20 protein-coding genes and 1 pseudogene are annotated in these 24,203 nt (G+C 62.7%); 18 read left to right on the top strand and 3 right to left on the bottom strand.

The features are described from left to right. Positions 1–70: 70 nt before the first annotated feature. Genes trbF through GGD67_RS17490 form a run of 4 tightly spaced genes read left to right on the top strand, consistent with a single transcriptional unit; the run spans position 71 to position 3,237 of the window. Positions 71–754: a conjugal transfer protein TrbF gene (trbF, locus tag GGD67_RS17505; RefSeq protein WP_179734523.1), complete on the top strand. Its 684-nt coding sequence runs from the start codon at positions 71–73 to the stop codon at positions 752–754. Further along, the gene (trbG, locus tag GGD67_RS17500; protein ID WP_179734521.1) at positions 751–1,785 is read left to right on the top strand and encodes a P-type conjugative transfer protein TrbG; all 1,035 of its coding nucleotides are present in this window, start codon (positions 751–753) and stop codon (positions 1,783–1,785) included. The genes trbF and trbG overlap by 4 nt, the downstream gene beginning before the upstream one ends. Further along, a complete protein-coding gene (locus tag GGD67_RS17495) occupies positions 1,782–2,990 on the top strand; it encodes a TrbI/VirB10 family protein (RefSeq protein ID WP_179734519.1) in 1,209 nt (402 codons plus the stop codon). The genes trbG and GGD67_RS17495 overlap by 4 nt, the downstream gene beginning before the upstream one ends. A gap of 4 nt (positions 2,991–2,994) precedes the next feature. Beyond that, the gene (locus GGD67_RS17490; RefSeq protein ID WP_179734517.1) at positions 2,995–3,237 is read left to right on the top strand and encodes a DUF2274 domain-containing protein; all 243 of its coding nucleotides are present in this window, start codon (positions 2,995–2,997) and stop codon (positions 3,235–3,237) included. Between the two features lie 187 nt (positions 3,238–3,424). On the opposite strand, the gene GGD67_RS17485 is transcribed toward GGD67_RS17490, so the two are convergent. From GGD67_RS17485 to GGD67_RS17475, 3 genes are all read right to left on the bottom strand, one after another. Next, positions 3,425–4,330 (bottom strand): TauD/TfdA family dioxygenase, encoded by a 906-nt coding sequence (locus tag GGD67_RS17485; RefSeq protein ID WP_179734515.1) that lies wholly within the window; start codon positions 4,328–4,330, stop codon positions 3,425–3,427. A gap of 53 nt (positions 4,331–4,383) precedes the next feature. Next, positions 4,384–4,740, bottom strand: a complete 357-nt coding sequence (locus GGD67_RS17480) for a hypothetical protein (protein WP_179734513.1) — start codon at positions 4,738–4,740, stop codon at positions 4,384–4,386. 363 nt (positions 4,741–5,103) lie between these two features. Then, positions 5,104–5,733, bottom strand: coding sequence for an FMN-binding negative transcriptional regulator (locus GGD67_RS17475; protein WP_179734511.1), 630 nt, complete (start codon positions 5,731–5,733; stop codon positions 5,104–5,106). Between the two features lie 1,316 nt (positions 5,734–7,049). Between GGD67_RS17475 and GGD67_RS17470 the strand changes: the two genes are divergently transcribed. The 14 genes and pseudogenes from GGD67_RS17470 to GGD67_RS17405 all read left to right on the top strand — a co-directional run bounded on the left by GGD67_RS17470 (position 7,050) and on the right by GGD67_RS17405 (position 22,752). Beyond that, positions 7,050–8,252 (top strand): cytochrome P450, encoded by a 1,203-nt coding sequence (locus GGD67_RS17470; RefSeq protein ID WP_179734509.1) that lies wholly within the window; start codon positions 7,050–7,052, stop codon positions 8,250–8,252. 96 nt (positions 8,253–8,348) lie between these two features. Continuing rightward, positions 8,349–9,947, top strand: coding sequence for a cytochrome P450 (locus GGD67_RS17465; protein WP_179734507.1), 1,599 nt, complete (start codon positions 8,349–8,351; stop codon positions 9,945–9,947). Continuing rightward, positions 9,934–10,779 carry an SDR family oxidoreductase gene (locus GGD67_RS17460; protein ID WP_179734504.1) on the top strand — a complete coding sequence of 282 codons (846 nt, stop codon included), beginning with the start codon at positions 9,934–9,936 and terminating at the stop codon, positions 10,777–10,779. The genes GGD67_RS17465 and GGD67_RS17460 overlap by 14 nt, the downstream gene beginning before the upstream one ends. Next, positions 10,779–12,122, top strand: a complete 1,344-nt coding sequence (locus tag GGD67_RS17455; protein ID WP_179734503.1) for a cytochrome P450 — start codon at positions 10,779–10,781, stop codon at positions 12,120–12,122. Before GGD67_RS17460 ends, GGD67_RS17455 begins: the two co-directional genes overlap by 1 nt. A 134-nt stretch (positions 12,123–12,256) precedes the next feature. Further along, positions 12,257–13,249: a polyprenyl synthetase family protein gene (locus tag GGD67_RS17450; RefSeq protein ID WP_179735059.1), complete on the top strand. Its 993-nt coding sequence runs from the start codon at positions 12,257–12,259 to the stop codon at positions 13,247–13,249. Positions 13,250–13,480: 231 nt separating this feature from the next. Continuing rightward, entirely contained in the window at positions 13,481–15,028 is a 1,548-nt protein-coding gene (locus GGD67_RS17445) for a hypothetical protein (protein WP_179734501.1), read from the top strand. After that, the gene (locus GGD67_RS17440) at positions 15,025–15,927 is read left to right on the top strand and encodes a terpene synthase family protein (RefSeq protein ID WP_179734499.1); all 903 of its coding nucleotides are present in this window, start codon (positions 15,025–15,027) and stop codon (positions 15,925–15,927) included. Before GGD67_RS17445 ends, GGD67_RS17440 begins: the two co-directional genes overlap by 4 nt. Further along, positions 15,914–16,339 (top strand): annotated as a pseudogene (locus GGD67_RS17435) (type 2 isopentenyl-diphosphate Delta-isomerase); the annotation flags it as partial. The gene GGD67_RS17440 and the pseudogene GGD67_RS17435, both read left to right, overlap by 14 nt. 935 nt (positions 16,340–17,274) lie before the next feature. Further along, positions 17,275–17,523, top strand: a complete 249-nt coding sequence (locus tag GGD67_RS17430; protein ID WP_179734497.1) for a hypothetical protein — start codon at positions 17,275–17,277, stop codon at positions 17,521–17,523. Continuing rightward, positions 17,523–17,882, top strand: a complete 360-nt coding sequence (locus GGD67_RS17425) for a hypothetical protein (protein ID WP_179734495.1) — start codon at positions 17,523–17,525, stop codon at positions 17,880–17,882. Before GGD67_RS17430 ends, GGD67_RS17425 begins: the two co-directional genes overlap by 1 nt. Positions 17,883–18,461: 579 nt before the next feature. Next, a complete protein-coding gene (locus tag GGD67_RS17420) occupies positions 18,462–18,677 on the top strand; it encodes a hypothetical protein (protein WP_179734493.1) in 216 nt (71 codons plus the stop codon). A gap of 34 nt (positions 18,678–18,711) precedes the next feature. Beyond that, complete coding sequence (locus GGD67_RS17415; RefSeq protein ID WP_179734492.1) at positions 18,712–19,539, top strand: hypothetical protein; 828 nt, start codon at positions 18,712–18,714, stop codon at positions 19,537–19,539. 1,080 nt (positions 19,540–20,619) lie between these two features. Then, positions 20,620–20,775 carry a hypothetical protein gene (locus GGD67_RS17410; RefSeq protein ID WP_179734490.1) on the top strand — a complete coding sequence of 52 codons (156 nt, stop codon included), beginning with the start codon at positions 20,620–20,622 and terminating at the stop codon, positions 20,773–20,775. Between the two features lie 1,686 nt (positions 20,776–22,461). Continuing rightward, positions 22,462–22,752: a transposase gene (locus tag GGD67_RS17405; protein WP_179734488.1), complete on the top strand. Its 291-nt coding sequence runs from the start codon at positions 22,462–22,464 to the stop codon at positions 22,750–22,752. Positions 22,753–24,203 lie beyond the last annotated feature (1,451 nt).

Raw genomic sequence — 24,203 nt, 5'->3', positions numbered from 1 at the left:
TCGGCCGCACAGCAGAGCCTCAAACCCTTCCATCGCACGACTTGAAACCGATCACCAGGGGCAACCATCGATGTTTAAACGAAATTCCGTTCATTACGGGCGCATGCCCGAACCGGTCACACCGTATCAGAAAGCAGCGCAGGTCTGGGACGAACGCATTGGATCAGCGCGCCTGCAAGCCAAGAACTGGCGCCTGATGGCGTTCGGCTCCTTGATGCTTTCAGCCGGTCTCGCAGGTAGCCTTGTCTGGCAATCGAACCAAGGCTCGATCACGCCCTGGGTCGTCGAAGTCGATCATCTCGGCCAAGCTCAAAGGGTTGCGCCGGCAAACATCGATTATCAACCTACTGACGCTCAGATCGCCTACCATCTGGCGCGATTTATCGAAGATGTCAGAGGCCTGCCCGCGGACGGCATTGTTCTGCGCCAGAATTGGCTCCGGGCCTATGATTTTACGACTGATCGCGGCGCCGCCGTGCTCAACGACTACGCGCGTAACAATGACCCCTTTGCCAAGCTGGGCAAGGCGCAAATCTCCGTGGACGTATCGAGCGTCATTCGCGCGTCGCCGGAAAGCTTTCGCGTCGCGTGGACCCAGCGCGCCTACGACAACGGCTCGCTGAGTTCGACCGAGCGCTGGACTGCGATTCTCTCGATCGTGATCGAGACACCCCGCGATGCCGAACGCCTGCGCAAGAATCCACTTGGCGTCTACGTCCGCGCCATCAACTGGTCAAAGGAGTTGGGTCAGTGACCAAGACGCCGTCTGACGTTCATTCGATACGTTCCCTCCCGCAAAGCAGGCTCAATTCGCCTCGGTCCGAGTTCGTGGGCTCAAAGCGAGCGCTTCTGTCCGTGCTCTTGCTCTGTTCATCGGCGCTCGGCGGGTGCGCGACTTATATACCGCCGGAGATCAGCTATGACGCTGAGGTTCCTCCGCTGCCGGCGACGCCAGTGGCTCTCGACGACAGATCGCGACCGCTTCACGTTCCGCCTCTCTGGAAGCCGGCTCTGGGCGGCAAGTCGGGAGGGAAGGAAGACGCTGAGCCCGTCAGCCGGGTTGAGACCGCAAACAGCGCAGCCCGGGTCGAACCGCGCAAGCGGGGGTATTTCAACGCAGCGCAGATTTACGCCTACAGTCCTGGAGCACTCTATCAGGTTTACGCCGCACCGGGGCAGATCACGGATATCGCGCTCGAGGAGGGAGAGCAGTTGACGGGATCAGGGCCGATCGCGGCCGGAGATACCGTTCGCTGGGTCGTAGGCGATACTGAGAGCGGGAACGGCGACACGCGACGCGTCCACATCCTGGTCAAGCCGACCCGCGCGTCCATCGAGACCAACCTAGTCGTCAATACCGACCGGCGCACCTACCTTATCGAACTCCACTCCCGGGAGCGGCCATACATGCCGTCTGTTGCCTGGTACTATCCGGAAGCAGCGCGCGAAAGATCCCGTTCAGTCGCTCTGAAACCCGTTCTTCCGGATCCGGCGCAGCGTATCTCCCGCTACGCCATCGAAGGGGACAGTCCTCCGTGGCGGCCGCTCGGCGCATATGACGATGGCCGTAAGGTCTATGTCGAATTCCCGCAGGGCATTGTGCAGGGCGAGATGCCTCCACTCTTTGTGATTGGCCCGGACGGCAAAACCGAACTCGTCAACTACCGCGCCTACGGCAGTGTGCTGATCGTGGATCGGCTCTTTGCAGCCGCCGAACTCCGGCTCGGCGGTGAGCACCAGCAGAAGGTCAGGATTGTCAGGACGGACGGGAGGCCGTCGTCATGAACAGCGGGAATGGAAACGATCACGAGCAATCTGTCCCGCCGGCGACACAAGAGGACTGGTCCGGGAGCTTCCGCCTGAGAGCGGAGCATCCGCGCGTGACACGATTGTCGCGGAGGGTCCTGGCCGGCGGCAGCGCGGTTGCCCTGCTTGTCATCGGCGGAGCGGTGCTATGGTCGCTACAGAACAATCGATCCCGAAACCAGGTGGCCGATGAGCTTTACAGTACCGACCATCACAATGTTGCCGACGGCATTACGACCCTGCCGAAGGATTATGCTGGCGTTCCACGCCAAACAGTTCCGCAGCTAGGTCCGCCGCTTCCCGGCGACCTCGGTCGACCGATCCTTGCCGCTCAAGGCCAGTTGCCGACGAGCGGCGCTGATCCAGACCAGCAGCGGAGGGACCAGGAGACCGAAGCAGCTCGTATCAGTCATCTGTTCGCTTCGACCAATGGACGAGAATTGCGTCCGTCCGCCGCTGCTGCTGGCAGCGAGCGCGTCGTGCCGCCGAACGCAACGAGCACCGGCGACGATGGATCTGCGCAAAACGGTCAGGACCGCAAGCTTGCCTTCGTGAACGCCTCTGTGGATCGTCGCACTGTAAGTCCTGACCGTATCACGAGGCCAGCTTCACCATATGTCGTGCAGGCTGGAACGGTCATTCCGGGAGCTCTGATCACCGGGATCCGATCAGACCTTCCAGGCCAGGTCACAGCGCAGGTAACCGAGAACGTCTATGACACGCCGACCGGCCGTTTTCTGCTTGTGCCTCAGGGAGCGCGTCTAATTGGTATGTACGATAGTCAGGTCACCTTCGGCCAGTCCCGTGTCCTGCTCGTCTGGACACGGCTGATCATGCCGAATGGACGTTCAATCGTTCTCGAGCGGCAGCCTGGCGCTGACACCGCAGGATACGCCGGCCTCGAAGACCAGGTCGACAATCACTGGGGCGAGCTGTTTAAGGCTGCGGCACTATCGACGTTTCTGGCGGTCGGTACCGAACTAGGGGCAGGTTCGGACACAAATAGCAACGACAGCGCGATCATCCAGGCATTGCGACACGGCGCCTCCGACTCACTAAATCAAACTGGACAGCAGGTGGTTCGACGCAGTCTCAACATCCAGCCTACTTTGACCGTACGACCGGGCTTCCCTGTTCGTGTTCTTGTCAATCGTGACCTCATACTTACGCCGTATAGAGGCTGACAACATGCCAAGACTCAAAATAGGAGAGCTTCCAGACGAAAAGCCCGTCAAAGTGAGTACGGAGTTGCCTGCGGCCGTGCATCGTGATCTCATTGCATATGCAGAAGCGCTTAAGCGTCAGGGTGGTCAAGTGGTCGATCCGACTAAACTCATCGCCCCCATGTTGGCGCGCTTTATGGCCACAGATCGAGGATTTTCTAAACTGAAACGTCAAGGCCACGTTCCTGCCGCTGAGGAAGGACAGTGACGCTCAAGGTTTTCCGAAGCGGTTGGTTGACGCTAAAATAGTTGCGTAGATCAAACCTGGGCGCTGCCGAGTTGGCGCTAAGAGCTGAGATATCGTGTCGGAAAGTGTGTTCCCGCGTCTGCCGAAACAACTCCGATTACCAGGTTTTCTCATTTTCAGACGCGAGAGCGCTGGCGTCGACGTGCAATTATTTGGTCACCTTCAGCCGCGTTACACTGCTTCGGCCACCGACGCTGACAGGCACGTCGCCCTCGATCGTAGCCCGACGTACGACGCGATGCTGGTCCCCGTAATCGTTGACTGCGTAATGCTGCGTTGCGCGGTTATCCCATATCGCAATATCGCCCTCTAACCAGTTCCAGCGCACAGTGTTTTCGGGCGCGGTGATGTGAGACTGGAGCAGATCGAACAGCTTTTGTCCGTCGTATTTGGGGATCCCAACAAAGTGCTTCACCAAGGCGCCGAGCACTAACGTCCGCTCGCCTGTTTCGGGATGGACGCGTACGACGGGATGCTCGGTCTCAAAAACCGTTCTGGTGAACACCTCGTCAAAGTGTTTCTTGTCGACCTCGCGGACACGCGCGATCCCGGCGTAATCGAAGACGTTGCTGTGAACGGCCCACAGGCCCTCGGCAAGCCTTTGTAGCGGCGGCGGCAAACCAAGATAAGCGGCAGCTGTGTTCGACCACAGGGTGTCGCCTCCGAACGTTGGCATTACAACGGCCCGCAGCACCAAAATCTTAGGATAGGCGTCGGCGAAGGTTCCATCCGCATGCCAAACGTCGGCGCGACCGCCGCCGCGCGTGGAGTCCAGTTCGAGCAGCGACGCCATCCCCTTGGTAGCACCGAGCATCGGATGTGGCACTACCTTTCCGAGACGAGCGGCAAAGCGCTCCTGCTCGGCGTCATTGAGATGTCCTTGATTGCGGAAGAAGATCACCTTGTGCTCGAGCAATAGGCTGTTGATCGCGGCGATCGTGTGATCCGGTAGTTCGCCTGATAGCTTGACATTTTTGACTTCCGCACCGATGCGCGCTGCACGTTTCACAACATCGGTGCTCGGAATGACGCCAATTAAAGCGTTTGTGCTCATCTTGCTTTTCCAAGCCCTTGCAGTTCTTCCTCGCCCATTGGAGCAGATCATCTTCAGCAAGCATCGTGCCAAGCGGAAGACAAACATGTACTCGACAATGGGCAGCGATCGAATGGTGGCATTTGGCGCGAGTACTCGAACTGAGCCAGTGGCTGGGCCGAGTGACGAAAGAACTCGATCACCGACTCACCCCTTCGAATGTCGATTAGCGATGGACAGCAGGAGCGCGCCTCGTAGGTGTCGTGAAAAATGGCGCCATCCTTGCCATGCATGAGCTCGATTTCATTTTTCGACATATCCAGGTTGCGGAAAAGAATGGAGAAAGGGAGCTCAAACTCCTCTCGAAGCCTATCCATATTGATGATCGCGCGGCTGAAGCCGCTCAACATAGCTTTGACGGTTTGCAACACCGCACTGGCGTCATCGAGTATTGTGCGACAATGGCGAATCTCACGCGTGAACCTGGGGCACGTCATCGTGCGGTAATCAATTTGTTTCAGCGATGGCCATCCCAGGCGGTGCCGGGAAAGTCACAAAGCCGAATGGGCTTTCGAAAGTCTCAACGCTTACTATGTGCGTTGTTCTGGGCCTGACACGAGATTGTGCCTCTGTCAGGATAATGACAAGTGTCAACCAGTGCGGCAAGCCCGACTTTTCCGTTCGTGAATTTCGCGAGGTAATTGATGGCCCGACCGCTGAAGTCTGTGAGAGCTGTAGATGTAAGATCGCCCTCCGTCGAGCGGCGCTGTTGGCGGGTCATGGACATCATCGTCTCAGTCCTGAACCAAGATAAGAGCTGCAACTTCCTGGTCCCGTGCCAGTTTGCTCGCTGCCAGTCCGGCGGCGATACCAATGCGATCAGGCGCGGGGCGGTTTTGGCTCATTTTGCGTTTGCCTTCGACCGTGGTGATCCGGATGCGCACGCCGACGATTTCACGCAACTGGGCGGCGATGAAATCCGCGGGAGCATCGCTGACGGCCCAGGGCGTCGCACGTGACGTCTCATGGATATTCGTCAGACGCGTTACAATCTCAAGCAGGCGAGTGGGATCCTCGAAGAACTCAATCGGCCCATGGGCGTGGACCGCGATGTAGTTCCATGTCGGCACCACACGTTCAGCTTGTCGCTTGCTGGGAAACCAGGATGGCGTCACGTAAGCCTCTGCGCCAGTAAAGATCGCCAGAGCTTCTCCGATCGGGGCCGTGCGCCATTGCGGATTGCCCTTCGCCAGGTGCCCGTACAGCGCACCGTGTTCGCCTTCGCGCTCATCGAGGAAGAGCGGAAGAGGCGTCGCAATTGGCCCATCTGATGTCGCTGTGACCAGGTTGGCCAATCGGGCGCAGCGGATTGTTGCTCGAATGTTCTCGATGTCGTCGTCTCGAAAGTGGAGTGGTATGTACATGGAGGCTCTCCGCTGGCGGTCGTCGAGATAAACCCAAGTCAATAGGCTAGAAAACTGCCAATCTTAGTCGTTCCCGTAGAGGTTCTCCGCTTCCTCTTTTGACGTGACGATTTCGAAGTTACCTGGGACCCGGCGATTTCACTCAGCCGCTTCAATCCGTCGAGCTGCTGTTGGGTTGGTGTTTCCGTAGCTATTCTCCTGCGGGCTGAGCTAGGCATTCATGGACCTTTAGAGATCTCACCCCGGCGGTGCCATGAGGCGATCCGGCAGCTCTCCTTACGCGCACCGAGTCGCGTTTGGCGATCTAGTCGTTGATCTCGGCAATGTCGCGGACGACCTCAAAAGCCGTCTTCATCGTTTCGATGAACGCCGCCGATGGGTACAAGTCGGAGGTGATCGTAACGAACCCATGTAAAACACCAAGATTCTCGTCTACATGGTGGTCGCCCTCGCCCGTGTGCAATCGCCGAGGAGATTGTCGACGTTTTTCCATCGCTGACGCGCGATCAGGTTGAGGCCGCGGCCGAACAGGCCAAGGCGTATCCCGAGCGAGAGTGCCTGTCCCCCTGAGTCTGTATCGGGTGCTGGCGAGCTAGCGGACCTTGGGTTCGATGACGAAGCCGTACGGGCGAGGTTGCGCCGCGCCGGATTCCGTGACCGCGTATTTGATCGACGAGAATGTGCTTCGCGAATTTGGCGTACGTGGCAACGTGAACGTGCGCGAGTGGCTTGCAACGCGCTCCTGGATCAAAGCGCGCTCATACTGCGCGAGCGCGCCGCACCTGGAACAGGAATTCGGCCGGGCGCGTCGTGGTGTCCAGGTTCTCGTTCAGGGAGCGGAACGCCACTCGATTGTCCGAGCGAGCTCACGATCGCGATCAGGTGCGACAGCGAGCGCCCGCGCCAAGCCGGTGCGGTCATCCTTCGCCCGAGGCGTGATCCTCGAACAGGGGAGGGGATCAATGCTGGCGGCGAGCAGCGCATCGCGCTGCAGTCGTGTTCTGACGGTCGGAGTCCGGCGACACGCGCATGTAGCCAACCAACATAGGCGGATACCCATCGAAATAGGTTTCGTATGGTAGCGCGTGGCGAGAGAGTTTTCCGCATATTTTTTGAACCACCAGGCGTTTAGCTCACGGGGGCTACTACAAGATTCGGTAGATGGCTAAAGCCGACTTGAGGCCCTAGGATTCGGCCGCCTTCCCCGCCGATCATCATCGACGAACAGAAGTGAACGCAAGCGCACGTGAAGCCGCTGCCCGCAGCGCCTGCGGGCAGCTTCCGCCCTTTCATCGCTTAGAGAGTGAAGTGCCACCGTGTCCGAACAACCCCTACCGACGCTGCCGATGTGGCGCGTCGCTCACATTGAGCCCTCGCCCGAGATGTTGGCGATACGCGCCAACGGTCCGATCCACCGCGTGCGTTTCCCGTCAGGGCACGAAGGCTGGTGGGTGACTGGCTACGACGAGGCCAAGGCGGCGCTGTCCGACGCAGCGTTCCGGCCGGCGGGAATGCCGCCGACGGCGTTCACCCCGGATTCGGTAATTCTCGGTTCGCCGGGGTGGCTGGTCTCGCACGAGGGGGGCGAGCATGCCCGGTTACGCACGCTCGTGGCGCCGGCCTTCAGCAGCCGCAGGGTGAAGCTGCTGGCGCCGCATGTCGAGGCGATCGCTGCGCAGTTGTTCGACAACCTGGCGGCCCAGCGCCAGCCCGCCGACTTGCGGCGCCACCTCTCCTTTCCGCTTCCGGCCATGGTCATCAGCGCGCTGATGGGCGTGCTCTACGAGGATCACGCCTTTTTCGCCCGGCTGTCCGATGAGGTGATGACGCACCAGCATGAAAGCGGCCCGCGCAGCGCATCGCGCTTGGCCTGGGAAGAACTGCGCGCCTACATTCGCTGCAAGATGAGGGACAAGCGCCAGGATCCGGGCGACAACCTGCTGACGGATCTGCTCGCGGCGGTCGACCAGCGCGTGGCGACCGAGGAAGAAGCGATCGGCCTGGCGGCCGGCATGCTGGTGGCGGGGCACGAGAGCACCGTCGCGCAGATCGAATGCGGCCTGCTGGCCATGTTCCGCCATCCGCAACAGCGCGAACGCTTGGTCGGCGATCCGTCCCTGGTGGACAAGGCGGTGGAGGAAATCCTTCGCATGTACCCGCCGGGCGCGGGCTGGGACGGCATCATGCGCTATCCGAGGACCGACGTGACCGTCGCGGGCGTGCATATTCCCGCGGAGAGCAAGGTGCTCATCGGCCTGCCGGCAACGTCGTTCGATCCGCGCCATTTCGACGACCCGGAAATCTTCGACATCGGACGCCAGGAAAAGCCGCACCTGGCGTTCTCCTACGGGCCGCACGCCTGCATCGGCGGGCCGCTGGCCAGGCTGGAACTCAAGGCGGTGTTCGGTTCGATCTTCCAGCGCTTTCCCGCGCTGCGCCTGGCCGTGGCGCCCGAAAAACTGAAGTTGCGCAAGGAGATCATCACTGGCGGGTTCGAGGAGTTCCCGGTGCTCTGGTGAGGTGCGGACGCCGCTGGGGGATCGCGATCGTCTCCGCGATTTTGCCGGCGCGCCTGCCGCGCACCGGTCAGATCAGCCAGCCAACAGGTAACCAAGATGGACGTGCAAGAAACAACGGCAGCATGCCGGGACGCCTTCGCCGAACTGGCGTCGCCGGCGTGCATCCACGACCCGTATCCGTTCATGCGGTGGTTGCGCGAGCACGATCCGGTGCATCGCGCGGCGTCGGGCCTCTTTCTGTTGACCCGCCACACCGACATCTACTGGGCGCTCAAGGCCACGGGCGATGCGTTTCGGGGACCGGCGCCAGGCGAACTGGCGCGCTATTTTCCGCATGCGGCGACCAGCCTGTCGCTCGATCTGCTGGCCTCCACGCTAGCGATGAAGGACCCACCAACGCATACGCGTCTGCGTCGGCTGATCTCGCGCGATTTCACCATGCGCCAGATCGACAATCTGCGGCCGAGCATCGTGCGCATCGTCGCGGCACGCCTTGACGGCATGGCACCCGCGCTGGAGCGCGGGGAGGCCGTGGACCTGCATCGGGAATTCGCGCTGGCCTTGCCCATGCTGGTCTTCGCCGAACTGTTTGGCATGCCCCAGGACGACATGTTCGGGCTCGCCGCCGGCATCGGCGCCATTCTGGAAGGCCTGAGCCCGCACGCCAGCGATCCCGAGCTCGCCGCAGCGGACGCGGCCAGTGCCAGAGTGAAGGCCTACTTCGGCGATCTCATACTGCGCAAGCGCACCGATGCCCGCCACGACATTGTGTCAATGCTGGTCGGCGCACACGACGATGATGCCGACACGCTGTCGGACGCGGAGTTGATCAGCATGTTGTGGGGCATGCTGCTGGGCGGCTTCGCCACTACGGCTGCGACCATCGACCATGCGGTCCTGGCGATGCTTGCGTATCCCGAACAGCGGCACTGGCTGCAGGGAGACGCCATGGAGGTGAAGGCATTCGTCGAAGAAGTCCTGCGCTGCGACGCGCCCGCAATGTTCAGCTCCATTCCGCGTATCGCCCAGCGCGACATCGAATTGGGCGGCGTGGTGATCCCGAAGAACGCGGACGTGCGTGTGCTGATCGCGTCCGGCAATCGCGACCCCGACGCCTTCGCCGATCCCGACCGCTTCGATCCCGCGCGGTTCTACGGCACCAGTCCTGGCATGTCGACCGACGGGAAGATCATGCTGAGCTTCGGCCACGGCATCCACTTCTGCCTCGGTGCGCAACTGGCCCGGGTACAGTTGGCCGAGAGCTTGCCGCGGATTCAGGCGCGCTTCCCCACCCTGGTATTGGCCGAGCAGCCGACCCGGGAGCCCTCCGCGTTCCTTAGGACGTTCCGCGCGCTGCCGGTGCGGCTGCGTGCGCAGAGGGCTGAGATGTGCGTCGTGGTCGACCAGGATCTGTGCGGGACCAGCGGGCAGTGCGTGCTGACGCTACCGGGCACCTTTCGCCAGCGCAAACCGGACGGCGTGGCCGAAGTGTGCGGGGCGACAGTCCCGCAGGCGCTGCACGCCGCCGTGCGGCTCGCGGCCAGGCAGTGCCCGGTCGCCGCCATCCGGGTCATTGAAAGCGAAGCTAGCGATGACGAGCGCGCCAGCGCCGACAGTGCGCCTTCTCAGGCGGAGGCGGAGCGGCATGCCGCGAGAGACCAACGCAATCCAGGAGGACACCATGGGACGGTTTGAGGGCAAGGTGGCCGTGGTGACCGGCGCCGGGGCCGGTATCGGCAAGGCATGCGCCCTCGCCATCGCGCGCGAGGGCGGCAGAGTGGTGGTCGCCGACATCGATGGCTCGGCGGCCATGGCCTGCACCGCGCAAATCGCGGCCGAGGCGGGCCACGCGCTGACCCTGGCCATCGACATCGCCGAGGCGCAGGCGGTGGCAGCGCTGTTCGAGACGGCGGAGCGGCACTTCAGTGCGGTCGACCTGCTCGTGAACAACGCGGGCGCCATGCATCTGACTCCGCGCGACCGCGCGATCCTCGACCTGGACCTGGCGGTCTGGGATCAGACCATGGCAACCAATCTGCGCGGCACGTTGCTCTGCTGCCGGCAGGCCATCCCACGGATGATCGCCCGCGGCGGTGGCGCGATCGTCAACATGTCGTCGTGCCAGGGGCTCAGCGGTGACACCGCGCTGACGTCCTACGCCAGCTCGAAGGCGGCGATGAACATGCTATCGGCCTCGCTCGCCACCCAGTACGGTCATGCGCAGATCCGCTGCAACGCGGTTGCGCCGGGTCTCATCATGACCGAGCGTCTCCTCGCGAAGCTGGACGAGTGCATGCAACGGCATCTGCGCCGGCACCAGCTCCTGCCGCGCGTCGGCCGCCCCGAGGACGTGGCCGCGCTGGTGGCGTTCCTGCTCTCCGACGATGCAGCGTTCATCACCGGCCAGGTCGTGTGCATCGACGGCGGCATGCTGGCGCATGTGCCGACGTACGCCGACGGTGGCAACAGCCGCGCCGCGCGGCCTTCCGGCGAGACCGCCGAAGCGGCCGCGTCGGCGCGATGCTAATGGGCATGCTGCTCAACCCGCTGAACCGTCGGCATCGGCTGCGGTACGACATCCCGGTCGTGCCCGGCGCTTTCCCCTTGGTCGGGCATCTTCCCGCCGTCGTCTGCGACCTGCCGCGCCTGCTGCGGCGCGCGGAACGGACGCTGGGCAGCCAGTTCTGGCTGGACTTCGGCCCTGCCGGACACATGGTGACCAGTCTGGATCCGGATGCGTTCGCACTGCTCCGGCACAAGGACGTGTCCTCAGCGCTGATCGAAGAGATCGCGCCCGAATTGTTTGGCGGAACGTTGGTCGCCCAGGATGGCGGCGCGCACCGGCAGGCGCGCGATGCGATCCAGGCGGCGTTCCTGCCTATGGGGCTGACCCAGGCCGGCATCGGCGAGCTGTTCGCGCCCGTCATCCGGGCGCAGGTGCAGAGGTGGCGCGACCGCGGCGACATAACCATCCTGCGCGAAACCGGCGATCTGATGCTCAAGCTCATCTTCAGCCTCATGGGAATCCCCGCGCAGGACCTGCCGGAATGGCATCGCAAGTACCGGCAACTGCTGCAGTTGATCGTCGCGCCCCCGGTCGACCTGCCCGGACTGCCTTTGCGGCGCGGCCGCTCCGCCCGCGACTGGATCGATGCGCGGTTGCGCGAGTTCGTCCGCGATGCGCGTGAACATGCCGCGCGCACCGGGTTGATCAACGACATGGTGAGCGCCTTCGATTGCAGCGACGATGCGCTCGCCGATGAGGTCCTGGTCGCCAATATCCGCTTGCTGCTGCTTGGTGGCCACGACACCACCGCCTCAACGATGGCCTGGATGGTGATCGAGCTGGCGCGGCAGCCTGGGCTGTGGGACGCCCTGGTCGAGGAGGCGCAACGCGTGGGCGCGGTGCCGACCCGGCACGCGGACCTGGCGCAGTGTCCGGTCGCCGAGGCGCTGTTCCGCGAGACGCTGCGCGTGCATCCACCGACGCCGCTCCTGGTGCGTCGCGCACTTGGTGAATTGCGACTCGGCCAACGGCGCATTCCTGCGGGCACCGATCTGTGCATCCCGCTGCTTCATTTCTCCACCTCGGCGCTGCTGCACGACGCGCCTGATCAGTTTCGCCTGGCGCGGTGGTTGCAACGCACCGAGCCGATCCGGCCGGCGGACATGCTGCAGTTCGGTACCGGCCCACACGTCTGCATCGGCTACCACCTGGCATGGCTGGAACTGGTGCAGTTCTGCATCGCCTTGGCGCTGACCATGCACGAGGCCGGGGCGCGGCCGCGGTTGCTGAGCGGCGTCGAAAGAGGCCAGCGCTATTACCCGACCGCACATCCGTCCATGACTATCCGCATCGGATTCTCCTGAGCTGGCATCGCATGCCCCTGTGACGAGGCAGCGGCGACGGCGACGCGCGGCATTGCTGCACTCGGCCCGCGCGCACGGTGCGACGCCGACAACACCGCGGCGGCTCGCCTGTCGGGGACAAGGACATGAAGAACATGCAGACCGGTTCCACGCCACAGAACGACAGAACTGGTGATTCCGCGCTGGGCGAATTGGGCGCTCAGGCGCGCGGCGCATCCGGCGGGCTGCTCCCCGAGATCTGGATGCAGGACGGCGCAAAGCGGGTCGAACACGTGCTGGCGCGTCTTCTCCGCGCCGAACATGAGGCCGAGCTGATGGCGGCGATGCGCTACGCCACCTTGCATGGCGGGAAGCGCAACCGCGCCTTGCTCTGTCTGGCTGCCGGCGCACTGGCCGACACGCCGGCGCACATGCTTGACGACGTGGGCGCCGCCATCGAGATGATGCACGCCTGTACCCTGGTCCACGACGATCTGCCCGCGATGGACGACGACGTGCTTCGCCGCGGCCTTCCGACCGTGCACGTCAAGTTCGGCGAAGCTACTGCGATCCTGGTCGGCGATGCGCTGCAGGCGCACGCCTTCCTGACCTTGGCGAGCCTGGATGCGCCGGGCGACAACCGTATCGCGCTCGTGCGCGAACTGGCACAGGCAGTGTCAGCCGAGGGTGCCGCAGGCGGGCAGGCCATGGATCTGTCGCTGGTTGGAAAGCACGTCGAGCTGGACAAGATCGTGGAGATGCACCGGATGAAGAGCGGAGCGTTAGTGCGCGCGTCCGTTCGCATGGGCGCGCTATGCGTTATCGCGGAGGATGTCGCGCACGCTGCGCTGTACTGTGCGCTCGATCACTACAGCGCCTGTTTCGGCTTGGCGTTGCAGGTGATCGACGACATTCTCGACGTGACAGCGGATACCGCAACGCTGGGCAAGACCCCCGGCAAGGACGCGGCGGCGCAGAAGCCGACCTGCGCGTCGATCATGGGAGTGCAGGCAGCACGTCAGTTCGCGCTGGATCTGTTGCGCGATGCCGGGGAGGCCATCGCGCCGCTGGGGCCGCGTACGGAACGGTTGGCGCAACTCCTACAGCGGGCCAACGCGTATCTGTTCAGGCACGCGCCATGCGCATGAGCGCGCCGGTGTCACTCTGTGCCGCTGCGATGAGTCCGCGGCGTTTATTGCAGCGGTTGCCTGCCGCGGCGCGCTGTGCGCAAGCCTATGCGGCGGACCGGCGCCAGCATCGGGTCGCCGCGCCGAAGCACGGTGGCCGTCCGGCGCTGCCTATGCGACGGGCCTGCGGCGGCATGCGCGGCGTCGCCCAATTTTGGTTCTCGTCGACCGTGTGCAAAAGGAACATCCCGCGTGAACGCGCTGTCCGAACAGATCCTTTCCGACTTGCGCCGCCTGCTGAGCGAAATGAGCGATGGCGGCAGCGTCGGTCCGTCTGTCTACGACACGGCGCAAGCGCTGCGCTTCAACGGCAACGTCGCCGGTCGGCAGGACGCATACGCGTGGCTCATCGCGCAGCAACAGGCCGACGGCGGATGGGGAAGCGCGGACTTCCCGCTGTTCCGCCATGCGCCCACGTGGGCGGCGTTACTGGCATTGCAGCGTGATCCTGTTCCTGGTGCTGCCGACGCGGTCCAAGCTGCAACGCGGTTCCTCCAGCGCCAGCCCGATCTCTACGCGCATGCGGTGCCGGAAGACGCGCCCATCGGCGTGGAGCTGATCCTGCCACAATTTTGCGGTCAGGCCGCATCCTTGCTGGGTGGCTTAGTGCTTCCGCGCCATCCAGCGCTGTTGCCGTTGCGTCAAGCGCGCCTGGTCAAGCTAGGGGCGGTGGCGATGTTGCCGAGCGGCCATCCGTTGCTGCACTCCTGGGAAGCCTGGGGGACGTCGCCGACCACCGCATGCCCGGATGACGACGGCAGCATCGGCATCAGTCCGGCGGCCACTGCCGCCTGGCGTGCGCATGCCATGACACGGGGGCGCACGCCGCAGATATGGCGCGTCGACGCGTATCTGGAGATGGCATCACGGGCGACGCGCAGCGGCATCGAAGGTGTCGTCCCCAACGTCTGGCCGATCAATGTGTTCGAGCCATGTTGGTCGCTGTACACCCTGCATCTGGCCGGGCTGTTCGCGCATCCAGCGCTCGCCGAGGCGGTCCGCGTGATCGTCGCGCAGCTCGACGCCCGTCTGGGCGTGCGCGGCCTGGGCCCCGCCTTGCACTTCGCGGCCGATGCGGACGACACCGCCGTTGCGTTGTGCGTCCTTCACCTTGCAGGCCGCGCCCCGGCGGTCGATGCGTTGCGCAGTTTCGAAATCGGCGAGCTGTTCGTCACCTTCCCCGGCGAGCGCAATGCCTCGGTGTCGACCAACATCCATGCCCTGCATGCGTTGCGACTCTTGGGAAAGCCCGCCGCGGGCACCAGCGCGTACGTCGAGGCCAATCGCAACCCGCACGGTCTATGGGACAACGAAAAATGGCACGTTTCGTGGCTGTATCCTACCGCGCATGCGGTCGCTGCGCTGGCGCAAGGCAAGCCCCAGTGGCGCGACGAGCGTGCGCTGTCGGCGCTGCTGCAGGCGCAGCGTGACGACGGCGGCTGGGGCGCCGGTCGCGCGTCCACGCTCGAGGAAACCGCTTATGCGCTGTTCGCGTTACACGTGATGGACTGGAGCGAAGAGGCGACAGAGCGCCGGCGCATCGCGCAGGTGGTGGCGCGTGCGCTGGAGTGGATGCTCGCCCGCCATGCGGCGCATGCATTGCCGCAGACGCCGCTGTGGATCGGCAAGGAACTGTATTGCCCCACTCGGGTCGTGCGTGTGGCCGAACTCGCCGGGTTGTGGCTGGCGCATCGTTGGGGGCGGCGCGTCCTGGCCGAGGGAGCAGGAGCGGCGCCGTGATCCAGACCGAACGCGCGCTGCAGCAGGTGCTGGAGTGGGGGCGTTCCCTGACCGGGTTCGCCGACGATCATGCCGTGGAAGCGGTCAGGGGCGGCCAGTACATCCTGCAGCGCATCCACCCGAGCCTGCGCGACACCAGCGCCCGCACCGGTCGCGATCCGCAGGACGAAACGCTGATCGTGGCGTTCTATCGCGAACTGGCGCTGCTGTTCTGGCTCGACGATTGCAACGACCTTGGCCTGATCGCGCCGGAGCAGGTCGCCGCGGTGGAACAGGCGCTGGGGCAGGGCGAGCCGTGCGCGCTCCCCGGATTCGAGGGCTGCGCTGTGCTGCGCGCCTCCCTGGCCGCGCTCGCCTACGATCGTCGCGACTATGCTCAGCTTCTCGAGGATACCCGGTGCTACTGCGCGGCGCTGCGCGCCGGACACGCGCAGGCGGCAGGGGCGGAACGCTGGTCCTACGCCGAGTACCTGCACAACGGCATCGATTCGATCGCCTACGCGAACGTGTTCTGTTGCCTGTCGTTGCTGTGGGGGCTGGACATGGCGACCTTGCGCGCGCGTCCGGCCTTTCGCCAGGTCCTGCGGCTCATCTCCGCGATAGGGCGCCTGCAGAACGATCTGCATGGACGCGACAAGGACAGGTGGGCCGGCGAGGCCGACAACGCGGCGATCCTGCTGCTGCAGCGCTATCCAGCTATGCCTGTGGTAGAGTTCCTCAACGACGAGCTGGCCGGCTATACGCGCATGCTGCACCGGGTGATGGCGGAAGAACGCTTTCCGGCGCCGTGGGGACCGTTGATCGAGGCCATGGCGGCCATCCGCGCGCAGTACTACCAGACCTCGGCCAGCCGCTACCGCAGCGACCCTGCGGGGGGAGGCCAGCATGCGCCGGCCTGAACGCGCGGGAGGCGGCGGCGTGCGCGCTGCCGCGGTCCGATCCGACGCAACGCCGTCGCCCGATGGGATGGAGCGAGCAGGAGCCACACCGCCCTGGGCCGGCGCAAGGAGTGCTGGATCGGCGAGTGGCCCCGGCCACGGTCGCAGCCGGCTGGGAGCACTGCGCATTGCCCGGGTGGACCTGACGCAAATCGACCTGCGCGCCTCGCTGCTGGGCAAGACCATGCGCCCGCCGCTGCTGATCAGCTCCATGACCGGCGGCATGCCACGCGCTGAGGCCATCAACCGGCATCTGAGCGAGGCAGCGCAAGCCTTGGGGATCGCCATGGGCGTCGGTTCGCAGCGCGTGAGCTTGCAATCCCGCAACTCCCAGGGGTTAACGCGCTCGCTGCGCCGCCTGGCCCCAGACGTGCAACAGCCTTCGCAGCCGTTGGGCGAGGACTATACCCGCACGCGAGCCGCGCGCTGGGCCGCTACGATGGCATTCTGCAACGACAATCGTCGATTCGAAATAGACCGCGCGGGTATGGCTCTCGCGCGTCGTTCATCGCAGCTCGGAGTAATGCTGGCCTTGCACCTTTACTGAGCCTTGTCCAGGATGGGGTTGCCCCAGGCGCCGAGTTCATGGGTTATCGTCAGCACCGCAATGCGACCGCGACGCCGCGCTCATTCGTTGGCCCTGCGAGCGGCCATGAATACGCGCTTGTCGCGGCGATGGACGCGCCGCACGTTGCTGCTGCCCTAGGAGAGCATCGCGAAGTGTTGGAAGCCAGCTTAGACCGTTTGACAGCACGCGAGATTGCCGCCGACCGCCGGGGCCTTCCGAAAGCAGGCCGAACGGGCGGTCGCCGCGCAGGATGCTGCACTGGCTACGCTATCGGCCATGGAGGAAAGGCTCGCGGCGTAGCATCACCACGGTCCGGCCCAATTTTGGACGGAAATCGCCGATCAATACCCCCATAGCGCTATATTGGGGAGCGGCGAGACGTGGTGAGCGAGCGGAAAAGCAACGTTTGCACCGGACAGATCTTGATTGATGGTAGCCCGCTGCGCTGCAAGGTCCGCCACTTCACCGCGTCCTCGGCGGTCGTCCAGACTCCTAACGCGCCTTTCGTGCCCGCAGCCTTCGGCCTGCGCGTTCCAAGCGCGGACGTCGATACGATATGCACGGTAGTTTGGCGTGATGCACACCGCCTTGGTGTGACATTCTGAACTAACCGCCAACTTTCTTTCTGGACACGCGTCCCCGCGCGCCGGTGGGACCGTATTGACATGTAGGGATGTGCTTATCTCGACGTGACGTGCAAAAATTTGGCGCGCCGGCCACCCAACCGGCATCGCCACCTCTTGAGCCGTGAAGCCGCCAATCGGCTTATTATTTCCACCAACATTCGCAACTTGACATTTATGGAGGATGGCCAATTGGCCACGCTAGATAGCGTGCTCGACGCATCGAGCGAACCATTGGCTTTCGCCGATCGCGCGGCTATAGCGTCGCTCGGCGGCTGCAAGAAGCCGATCTGCTACCACTCGGTGGTCCTGGCTACGCACCAGAACTTGCTCAACGCGACGCCGGCCCCCTGCTTGCCACGCTGATGTCGGCTCCGAAATTGCACGAGGCGGCGGAGCACGCACGCGCCTATTCCGCCATGACGCCAGGCGGCGCGGTCTTGTCGACCGATGCACCCGACAGCATTCCGCGCTCGGCGCTCGAATTTCTGGATTTGAAATCCGAGATCGCCGTCGGCCGGGCGCCCGAAGCCGTCGACGACATCCGCGGCCATCGTTTCGAGTTCGTGCATGGCTGGCGCGAGCTTTCAGCACATAGGCCGGAAGACAGTGTAACACGTTTCGTGTTGCCCGGCGCACTCGCGTCGCATCAACAGGCCCCGTATAGCATCGCTGGCCTCGTCAAGGGTGAGGTTTTTGCAAACCTCATGAAGGATCTATTTTAATGGCAATTTTGAAAAAGAAACCCGCCGACGCATTTGTCCTCCCGACGCTTCTGGACTCGAGCCCGGATACGCGGCGCTCTTTGCCAAACAGGCTGAACTCAGCGCCCTTCTTTCCGGCCTCCGAAAGGAAGCTGGCGATCTAGACAAGAGGTTCGCCGAGCAGCCGAAGTCACCGCCTCTGCTGGAGTTCCGCGTCTCCTTGGGGATCCGGAGGATGCTGCGCCCCACCTCCGAATGCGCCGGGCAGAAGTTTCGGGCGAAATCACCAACGCCGAAACGGCGCTTGTGCATCGTGTGCACATCACGCCTGAGGCAGTGGTGCTATTCCGGAGGGGTATAGAACTGCAGCGCGGCCCGCACGACCCGTACGAACTGAGCAACCTAAAGAACGCCCTGGCTGCTGCGCTGGGCCGCAGCAAGTTTGCCGCCAGTCCGCTAGATCGTCAGCCACGATTGAGGCTGCGACCGTGAACCGATGGAGGTCGTGCCTCGAACTGCAGGCGCAACTCCGAAAGAAGAGTCGGACATGACGACTAGCAATAAGTCGTCGACACCCGCCGGCCAGTTCTGCATGTCGTGATGCCACGCGCCGAGGTCGCGCGCGAGACGCCGCTGCCGCGCGAGACCGTGACAGCCTTCCTGCGCCGCTCTGATTGGGCTACGCGTGGCCGCAAGTATGGCTGGCAGTTCAAGAAAGGTTTGCCGACCATCCTTGAGATGAACGGCGAGGCGGTGCTGCGTCGTGATTGGCGACGTCGGGAGGCAACGGCGGTGCGAAGCAGGCTATTGGGCTGATTGCGCTTGTCGCGGTAGCGGCGTTGCTCGTCCGTTGGGCGGTGCAATTGCGAGCGCGCTTGCCCTCCCAGCCATAGCCGGCACGGTTATCGGCGCGGGCATCGCCATTGGCGGTTCGTTCCATGTGAGTGCCGCACGGACAGTCAACTTTCAATTCAAGGAATTTGATAATGTCGGCAGCAACCTCATCGTCGCCTCAGACGGTGCGCATCTCGTTTCAGACGCGCTAGTCTGGAATACGGCAGATCAAACGATTACCGCGATCTGCAACAGGGCGATCTTGCTCCCTCAGTTTCGGGCTGCGGCGACGGTTCGAGCGGAGGCGTTCGTCGTTTTCCAGGCGGTCGGGCTCGCTCTATCGACGATGACCGCAGGCGGGTTTGCCGAGTTTAAGCAGACGGTTGGTCCGACGCTAATGGAGCTGAACGACCGGATGGACGCAATGGGCGCGGCGAGTCCATTCGATGTGTCGGTCGCGGGAATTTCGGAACAGCATGGCCCGTCCGGTTTTCGGATTACGTACTGGAGGCCGGTAGCGAGCACCTGGAGCCATGGCGAGCATTTGAGTTTCCGCGCGGCTTTAGTCCGTGCCCCAGCAATACCGAGGCGGACGAGCAAAAGATACGATCGGCATTGGCCACCGCACCGGCAAAACTTGAGGGATACGCCATCACCGTGTTGGAAACTCAGCGTGATATCGCCGGGCGAGACTACGTTGCCGCAAGCGGCATCAGCACGCGGATCATTCATCGGTGGCATGAAGATGTGGTTGGGCCCGCCACCGGACGAACGCGGCTGGATTGCCTTCCAACCATCCACCGGCAAAGTCAGGTGGAAAATCGATGGCAAATGGCTCCCATAGAGCAGCAAGGAATTTACATTGACGGCACTTTCAGAGCGGTGCGCCGGCAAAGGGCTATGGCGGAACGTCGACCTCGCCACGCACGATCGGCACGGGGAGTAAGGATCTCGCCAGCCAGGCCGGTCTGGCCTATCAGATCGGCGCGCGCGTTCGGGCGACGTCGAATGGCGATACAACCAAGTGGACGGAAGGCGTTGCGACCTACTATGATGGTGCGTTTATCGCCATCAATGTCGACAAGATCAGCGGCAGTGGCACGCTGGTAGATTGGGATTTCAATGTTGCCGGCCAGTTCGGGGCCGGCGATCTGACGAGCGCGAACAACCTGTCTGAACTAACTGCAACAGCGGCGACGGCGCGCAGCAATCTCGGTATCAAACAAACCGTCCAGTTAGGCGCGTCGCAAGATTTCAATGCCGTTGTTGCTCCCGGCACTTATTATTCATCGGACTCGACCGGAACAAACCCCCCGGCCGCAAGTGACTTCTGGTATCTGACGGTAGAAGCGTTCGGAGCAAGCACATACATCAAGCATTGGCCACGCGTGTTAATCTCCCGGCGAAACATATGTGCGCGTTTGCGTCGCAGGCACATGGGGGCTCATGGCGCCGCGTTATGACCGGCGACAACAACCTATCGGAAGTAGCGAACGCAGCAACGGCGAGGGACAATCTCGGCGTGCCGCAGACCTATGGACAGTGCCGATTGACACTGTCCGGCGGAAACCTGGTGCTGGCGCCTTGGAATGGAAATCTTCTAACGATCGCGGCGCTCCGCAGATCGTTCCTGAGGCGGGCGTTTCGCTTGCGGCAACCGGCCTGATGCCGGGCACGACTTATCTCATTTGCGCTTATATGAATTCCGGCACGATGACGCTTGAAGCGTCAACGACCGCTCACGCGACATCGACGAGGGCCGGCAACAAAGGCACCGAGATCAAGAGCGGCGATGGTACGCGGTCGCTGGTCGGCATGGCGCGCGTCATCACTGGCCCAGCATTTGCGGACACAGCGGCGCAAACCGCTCGTTGCCTCGTGGTTCAACCGCGGCTGCCGGGGCGTCACGGGTGCGATAGACGGAGTGTCCACGGACACCGGAGCGGGCGCCTACACTGAGAAGACAGTCTTCAAGGCTGAGTTCGTCGCTTTGGCCGATGAGGTCATTGACGCTAAAATCACCGGGACAGTGACAAAACTCTACAAATGCGGGCGCGTGCGGTTTCGCGATCTTCTTTGACGGCGCGGTCGGAGATAACTGGGACGTCAATCCTCAAGGAGCGATGTACCGCATCCCAGCCTCTGGCCTCGCGACCCAGAAGGCGGGAACGGACGGCTACCATCATGTGTCGTTCGGCTTGCGCGCCATAGGGGGCGGCGCAGCCTCGGCCGTCTATGGGCTGAAAGTATTGGCAACGGTTGGGTAGGGGCCGCGCGGGAAGACCAATGCCCAACAACGACTCCAACCGGCAGATCAGCCAGCTGCCGATGCCATCCCTTGGGGCGTTACCTCCAGCCCGATCCGGTCATCGGCTCAATACCAGCGGTTAGCAACAGTGTTTTGACAAATCCATGGTTTGTTCACAAAACATATTACGTGAGATTCTGAGCAGGCCCGCAGCGTGACGGCCATCTATAGCCGCCCGTCTTGTCAGCTTTCGGAAAGGTAGTCCGCGTAAAACGCCTTTGAAGTTAGTGGCGAGTGGCAGGGACAGCGCAATGCACCAGAACGGTCAGCGCCGAGTCATGTTCCCGCTAACTTCAAATGGTAGTGCGGGCGGGGCAGGGACACCGAACAGCGCCGAGTCTCGCCCGCAAGGCCTGCCACCTGAGACTGATCGCCAAGTCACCGCCTTGTTTTGGTAGTTGCTCTAGGGCATTCGTCCTGAGAATACACCCCTGTCAGCTTCTTGCCCCCGCTTGAAGCTGATAAGTTAGCGGCACGTGGCAGGGACAGCGCTTTATCGGTCCACTTCAAAGCGCCGAGTCACGTGGCCGCTAACGTTCCCAAATGCGTCCGCTACACGGTTAAATAAAGCGGGTGGCGTTGCGGGAAAATCTGTCCCCATCTCGCGCCTGAGCGCCTCGAACTCGGATAAGGTCGAGAGAGAGCAATCCGCCACCGCGTCCATTTTTGAGCCGATAACTTCAACCTGGGATCGCCAATCGGCCAGCTGTTCTTCAGTTCGCTGTGGCCCGTACGTGTCTTCCGGTGTATGGCTTGGCCCACGGGACGTAGTCCGTGAATGCTTGGATTGCCGCTACCACTTCGGTCCTAGGCACGGCGGTTACTGGTATGAAGAGCCAGCTCGAACACTCGCAGGTCGAGGGTTTTACTATGAGAGGCACGCGGGGATGCGGCAACCCACCGGTGCTGGTAGGTGCTTTCCGGTAGGTCTCACGATACTCCTTGATCGCACCCCTTGAGAATTTGAGCCTCTCGGGAGCAAAGGTGGCCAGCCTCAGTCTTCGAGGACGGGCTGGCCACCGAAGTTTGTGGTGCAAACCCATAGAGCAGTACGGGCCAACGGATGCACATATTCGAGCGGCACATCACGTCCCTGCGGTCGCAAGCGCTTGCGGTGCTTGCAGCCAATCAGGCCCGCGTGGCCGATCAGTCTCTGAGCCCATTAGACCGCGAAGCCGCCACATCTAATGCCGCCGAGGCTCAGGCAATGGTGGACATACTCGTTGCGTGAAACCCAATCTCGGGCCGAAGGAGGCCCGGAAAATCGCTGCACGCATACGCGCTCTTCTAGGGGCGCCGCGTGAGTGCAACCGGTTCGGGTGGGATGCCTGTGAGACTTTCGCTAGCGCGCCGCGCCCGCACTGCTCCCGGTGTGAGACTGGGATCATCACGCGGACGGCCGGCTATTACGCTTGGCGCGAACGCCCGGAGAGCACCCGCGCAACCTCCAATTCTGCGATGCTGGCCGAGATCCAGCAGGTCCATCGCGAGAGCGGCGAGCGCTACGGCAGTCCCCGGGTCCATGCTCTCCTGCGGACGCGGCGGCAGACCCGATCATCGACGCTATCGAGGCTCATAAAGAAAGCGAGTGCAGACTACTCGGCAGCAATTCGCGACCTGGTGACGGGGACACTCGATCCCGATCCGGAGAAGGAAGAAACGTTCGGCGATCGAGAAGCCGAAGTCAGGCACGAACTCGCCACAAGCGTGCCGACGACGTTGGCCGGGCTGCTCGCTGTCCTCACATAAGTCGAAGAGGTCTCTACCGGAAAACACTCGTAAGCGGCCGGCCGACAATGCTTTTGATTGGGACGACCTGATGAACTTGCTCGTCAGCGCCCAAGATTGCGTTCGGACGATCTCCCAACAGTCGGTTTAGCTAAAGCGCCAATCGCCCGCCGGTGAGGGGCGGCGGGAGAGCGCTCACGCGAACAAATCAAGAAGCGCCGTGAGCGTCCGTGTTGCGTCAACTAGACGGGACAGAGCGGGACAGCCTGGAATTCAAGGGTTTTCGTCAGCATCAGGCGCAACATGCATTTCAGCAACGAGAAACCGTGATGCTGTTGAAATTGCTGGCGATCCCAGCAGGACTGATGGATTTCAATTGTCTCAAGGGCTTGATGCCAAGGTTAGGCAATTTTCCTACCGTTGTTCGCATAGGGAAATTCATTGATTGCCTAACCACCGTGGGACGGGCAGCTCGCCCAAACACAACCGCACAACCGGATAAATCTATTTAAGATTGTGTAAGAACAAAAGAAGTCTCGGTGCAGTTTCATTGCGGGAACTGATTGTAGATGGTTTCGTTATCGCCCACCGCGGGGTGATTCGATGCTCGAAATGATTTTGATAATGTCGGGGCTCGGGACGGCCTTGGTAGCCATCGTCGTCGTGGTGTTTGAGTGGCGTGCGCTGGTCGGTTTTTGGCGCGCCTCAAGGCGCAGGCACCCGTAAAGCTCTGGCGCTTCTGAAGGAAGGCCCCTAAGTCGGCGGCGCGGCCAAGGAACGACTCTCCGCCCCTTCAATTGAGATATCGGTCTGTGGCGCGATACTCTAGATCCCTCTAGCTTCGCGACATCCACCCGGGACGGTCCATCGTTCGAACGCGCGTTTGACGATGGACCGGTTCTCGGAAGCTTGCCGCAGCCTCTTCCCTAGGAACGACCGGCAAGCCTCAGGCTTGGTGCTGTGCTCCGGCTCCATGCCCCCTGCGGGTCGGGGTAAGTCCAACGGTCCCAGTCGCTGCCAAGACGGCTGGGGCCGTTTTTTTCGGGATGGATTTGTTATTTGGGACCGAAAAGGCTGAGGAGCCCGATCGCGACTGGTATCAGGGCGACGCAGGCCCACAGTGCTGGCGCGCCAGAGTTTAGGCCGGCAATGAAGATCCCGATGCCAAAGCCGACGATAAAGGCCGAGATCGCATAGGCAGCTACTGTGTCCATCGGTCGACCCACAAGCAACTGGATCGATATCTCAAGGACGCTCCGCGGCACCAAACGTTCCAGCGCGCCGTCCTTTACGTGGCCAGCGCTGGCTTCTTAACTCCTGCAGATTTCGGGGTGCCCATTTAGCAAACGGGCTGCGGAAGCCCACTAGTCATCACCTGTTCAACCGCAAACCTGGGGAGACCTTCATGGGTAATCGCGCAGCTCGTCGTGCTTGGGCATCTCGCGTTCAGTCGGATGCTCACCTGACGGATA

Source organism: Bradyrhizobium sp. IAR9, assembly GCF_013408065.1.
In the GTDB taxonomy this organism is placed as follows: domain Bacteria; phylum Pseudomonadota; class Alphaproteobacteria; order Rhizobiales; family Xanthobacteraceae; genus Bradyrhizobium.
This window is presented reverse-complemented; position numbering and strand designations above follow the sequence as displayed.

Coding starts and splice junctions, on each gene's coding strand:
- GGD67_RS17490 (WP_179734517.1), top strand. CDS start 2,995: ATGCCAAGACTCAAAATAGGAGAGCTTCCAGACGAAAAGCCCGTCAAA.
- trbF (WP_179734523.1), top strand. CDS start 71: ATGTTTAAACGAAATTCCGTTCATTACGGGCGCATGCCCGAACCGGTC.
- GGD67_RS17420 (WP_179734493.1), top strand. CDS start 18,462: ATGCCACGCGCCGAGGTCGCGCGCGAGACGCCGCTGCCGCGCGAGACC.
- GGD67_RS17455 (WP_179734503.1), top strand. CDS start 10,779: ATGGGCATGCTGCTCAACCCGCTGAACCGTCGGCATCGGCTGCGGTAC.
- GGD67_RS17460 (WP_179734504.1), top strand. CDS start 9,934: ATGGGACGGTTTGAGGGCAAGGTGGCCGTGGTGACCGGCGCCGGGGCC.
- GGD67_RS17425 (WP_179734495.1), top strand. CDS start 17,523: ATGTCGGCTCCGAAATTGCACGAGGCGGCGGAGCACGCACGCGCCTAT.
- GGD67_RS17405 (WP_179734488.1), top strand. CDS start 22,462: ATGCTGGCCGAGATCCAGCAGGTCCATCGCGAGAGCGGCGAGCGCTAC.
- GGD67_RS17450 (WP_179735059.1), top strand. CDS start 12,257: ATGCAGACCGGTTCCACGCCACAGAACGACAGAACTGGTGATTCCGCG.
- GGD67_RS17475 (WP_179734511.1), bottom strand. CDS start 5,733: ATGTACATACCACTCCACTTTCGAGACGACGACATCGAGAACATTCGA.
- GGD67_RS17495 (WP_179734519.1), top strand. CDS start 1,782: ATGAACAGCGGGAATGGAAACGATCACGAGCAATCTGTCCCGCCGGCG.
- GGD67_RS17465 (WP_179734507.1), top strand. CDS start 8,349: ATGGACGTGCAAGAAACAACGGCAGCATGCCGGGACGCCTTCGCCGAA.
- GGD67_RS17485 (WP_179734515.1), bottom strand. CDS start 4,330: ATGAGCACAAACGCTTTAATTGGCGTCATTCCGAGCACCGATGTTGTG.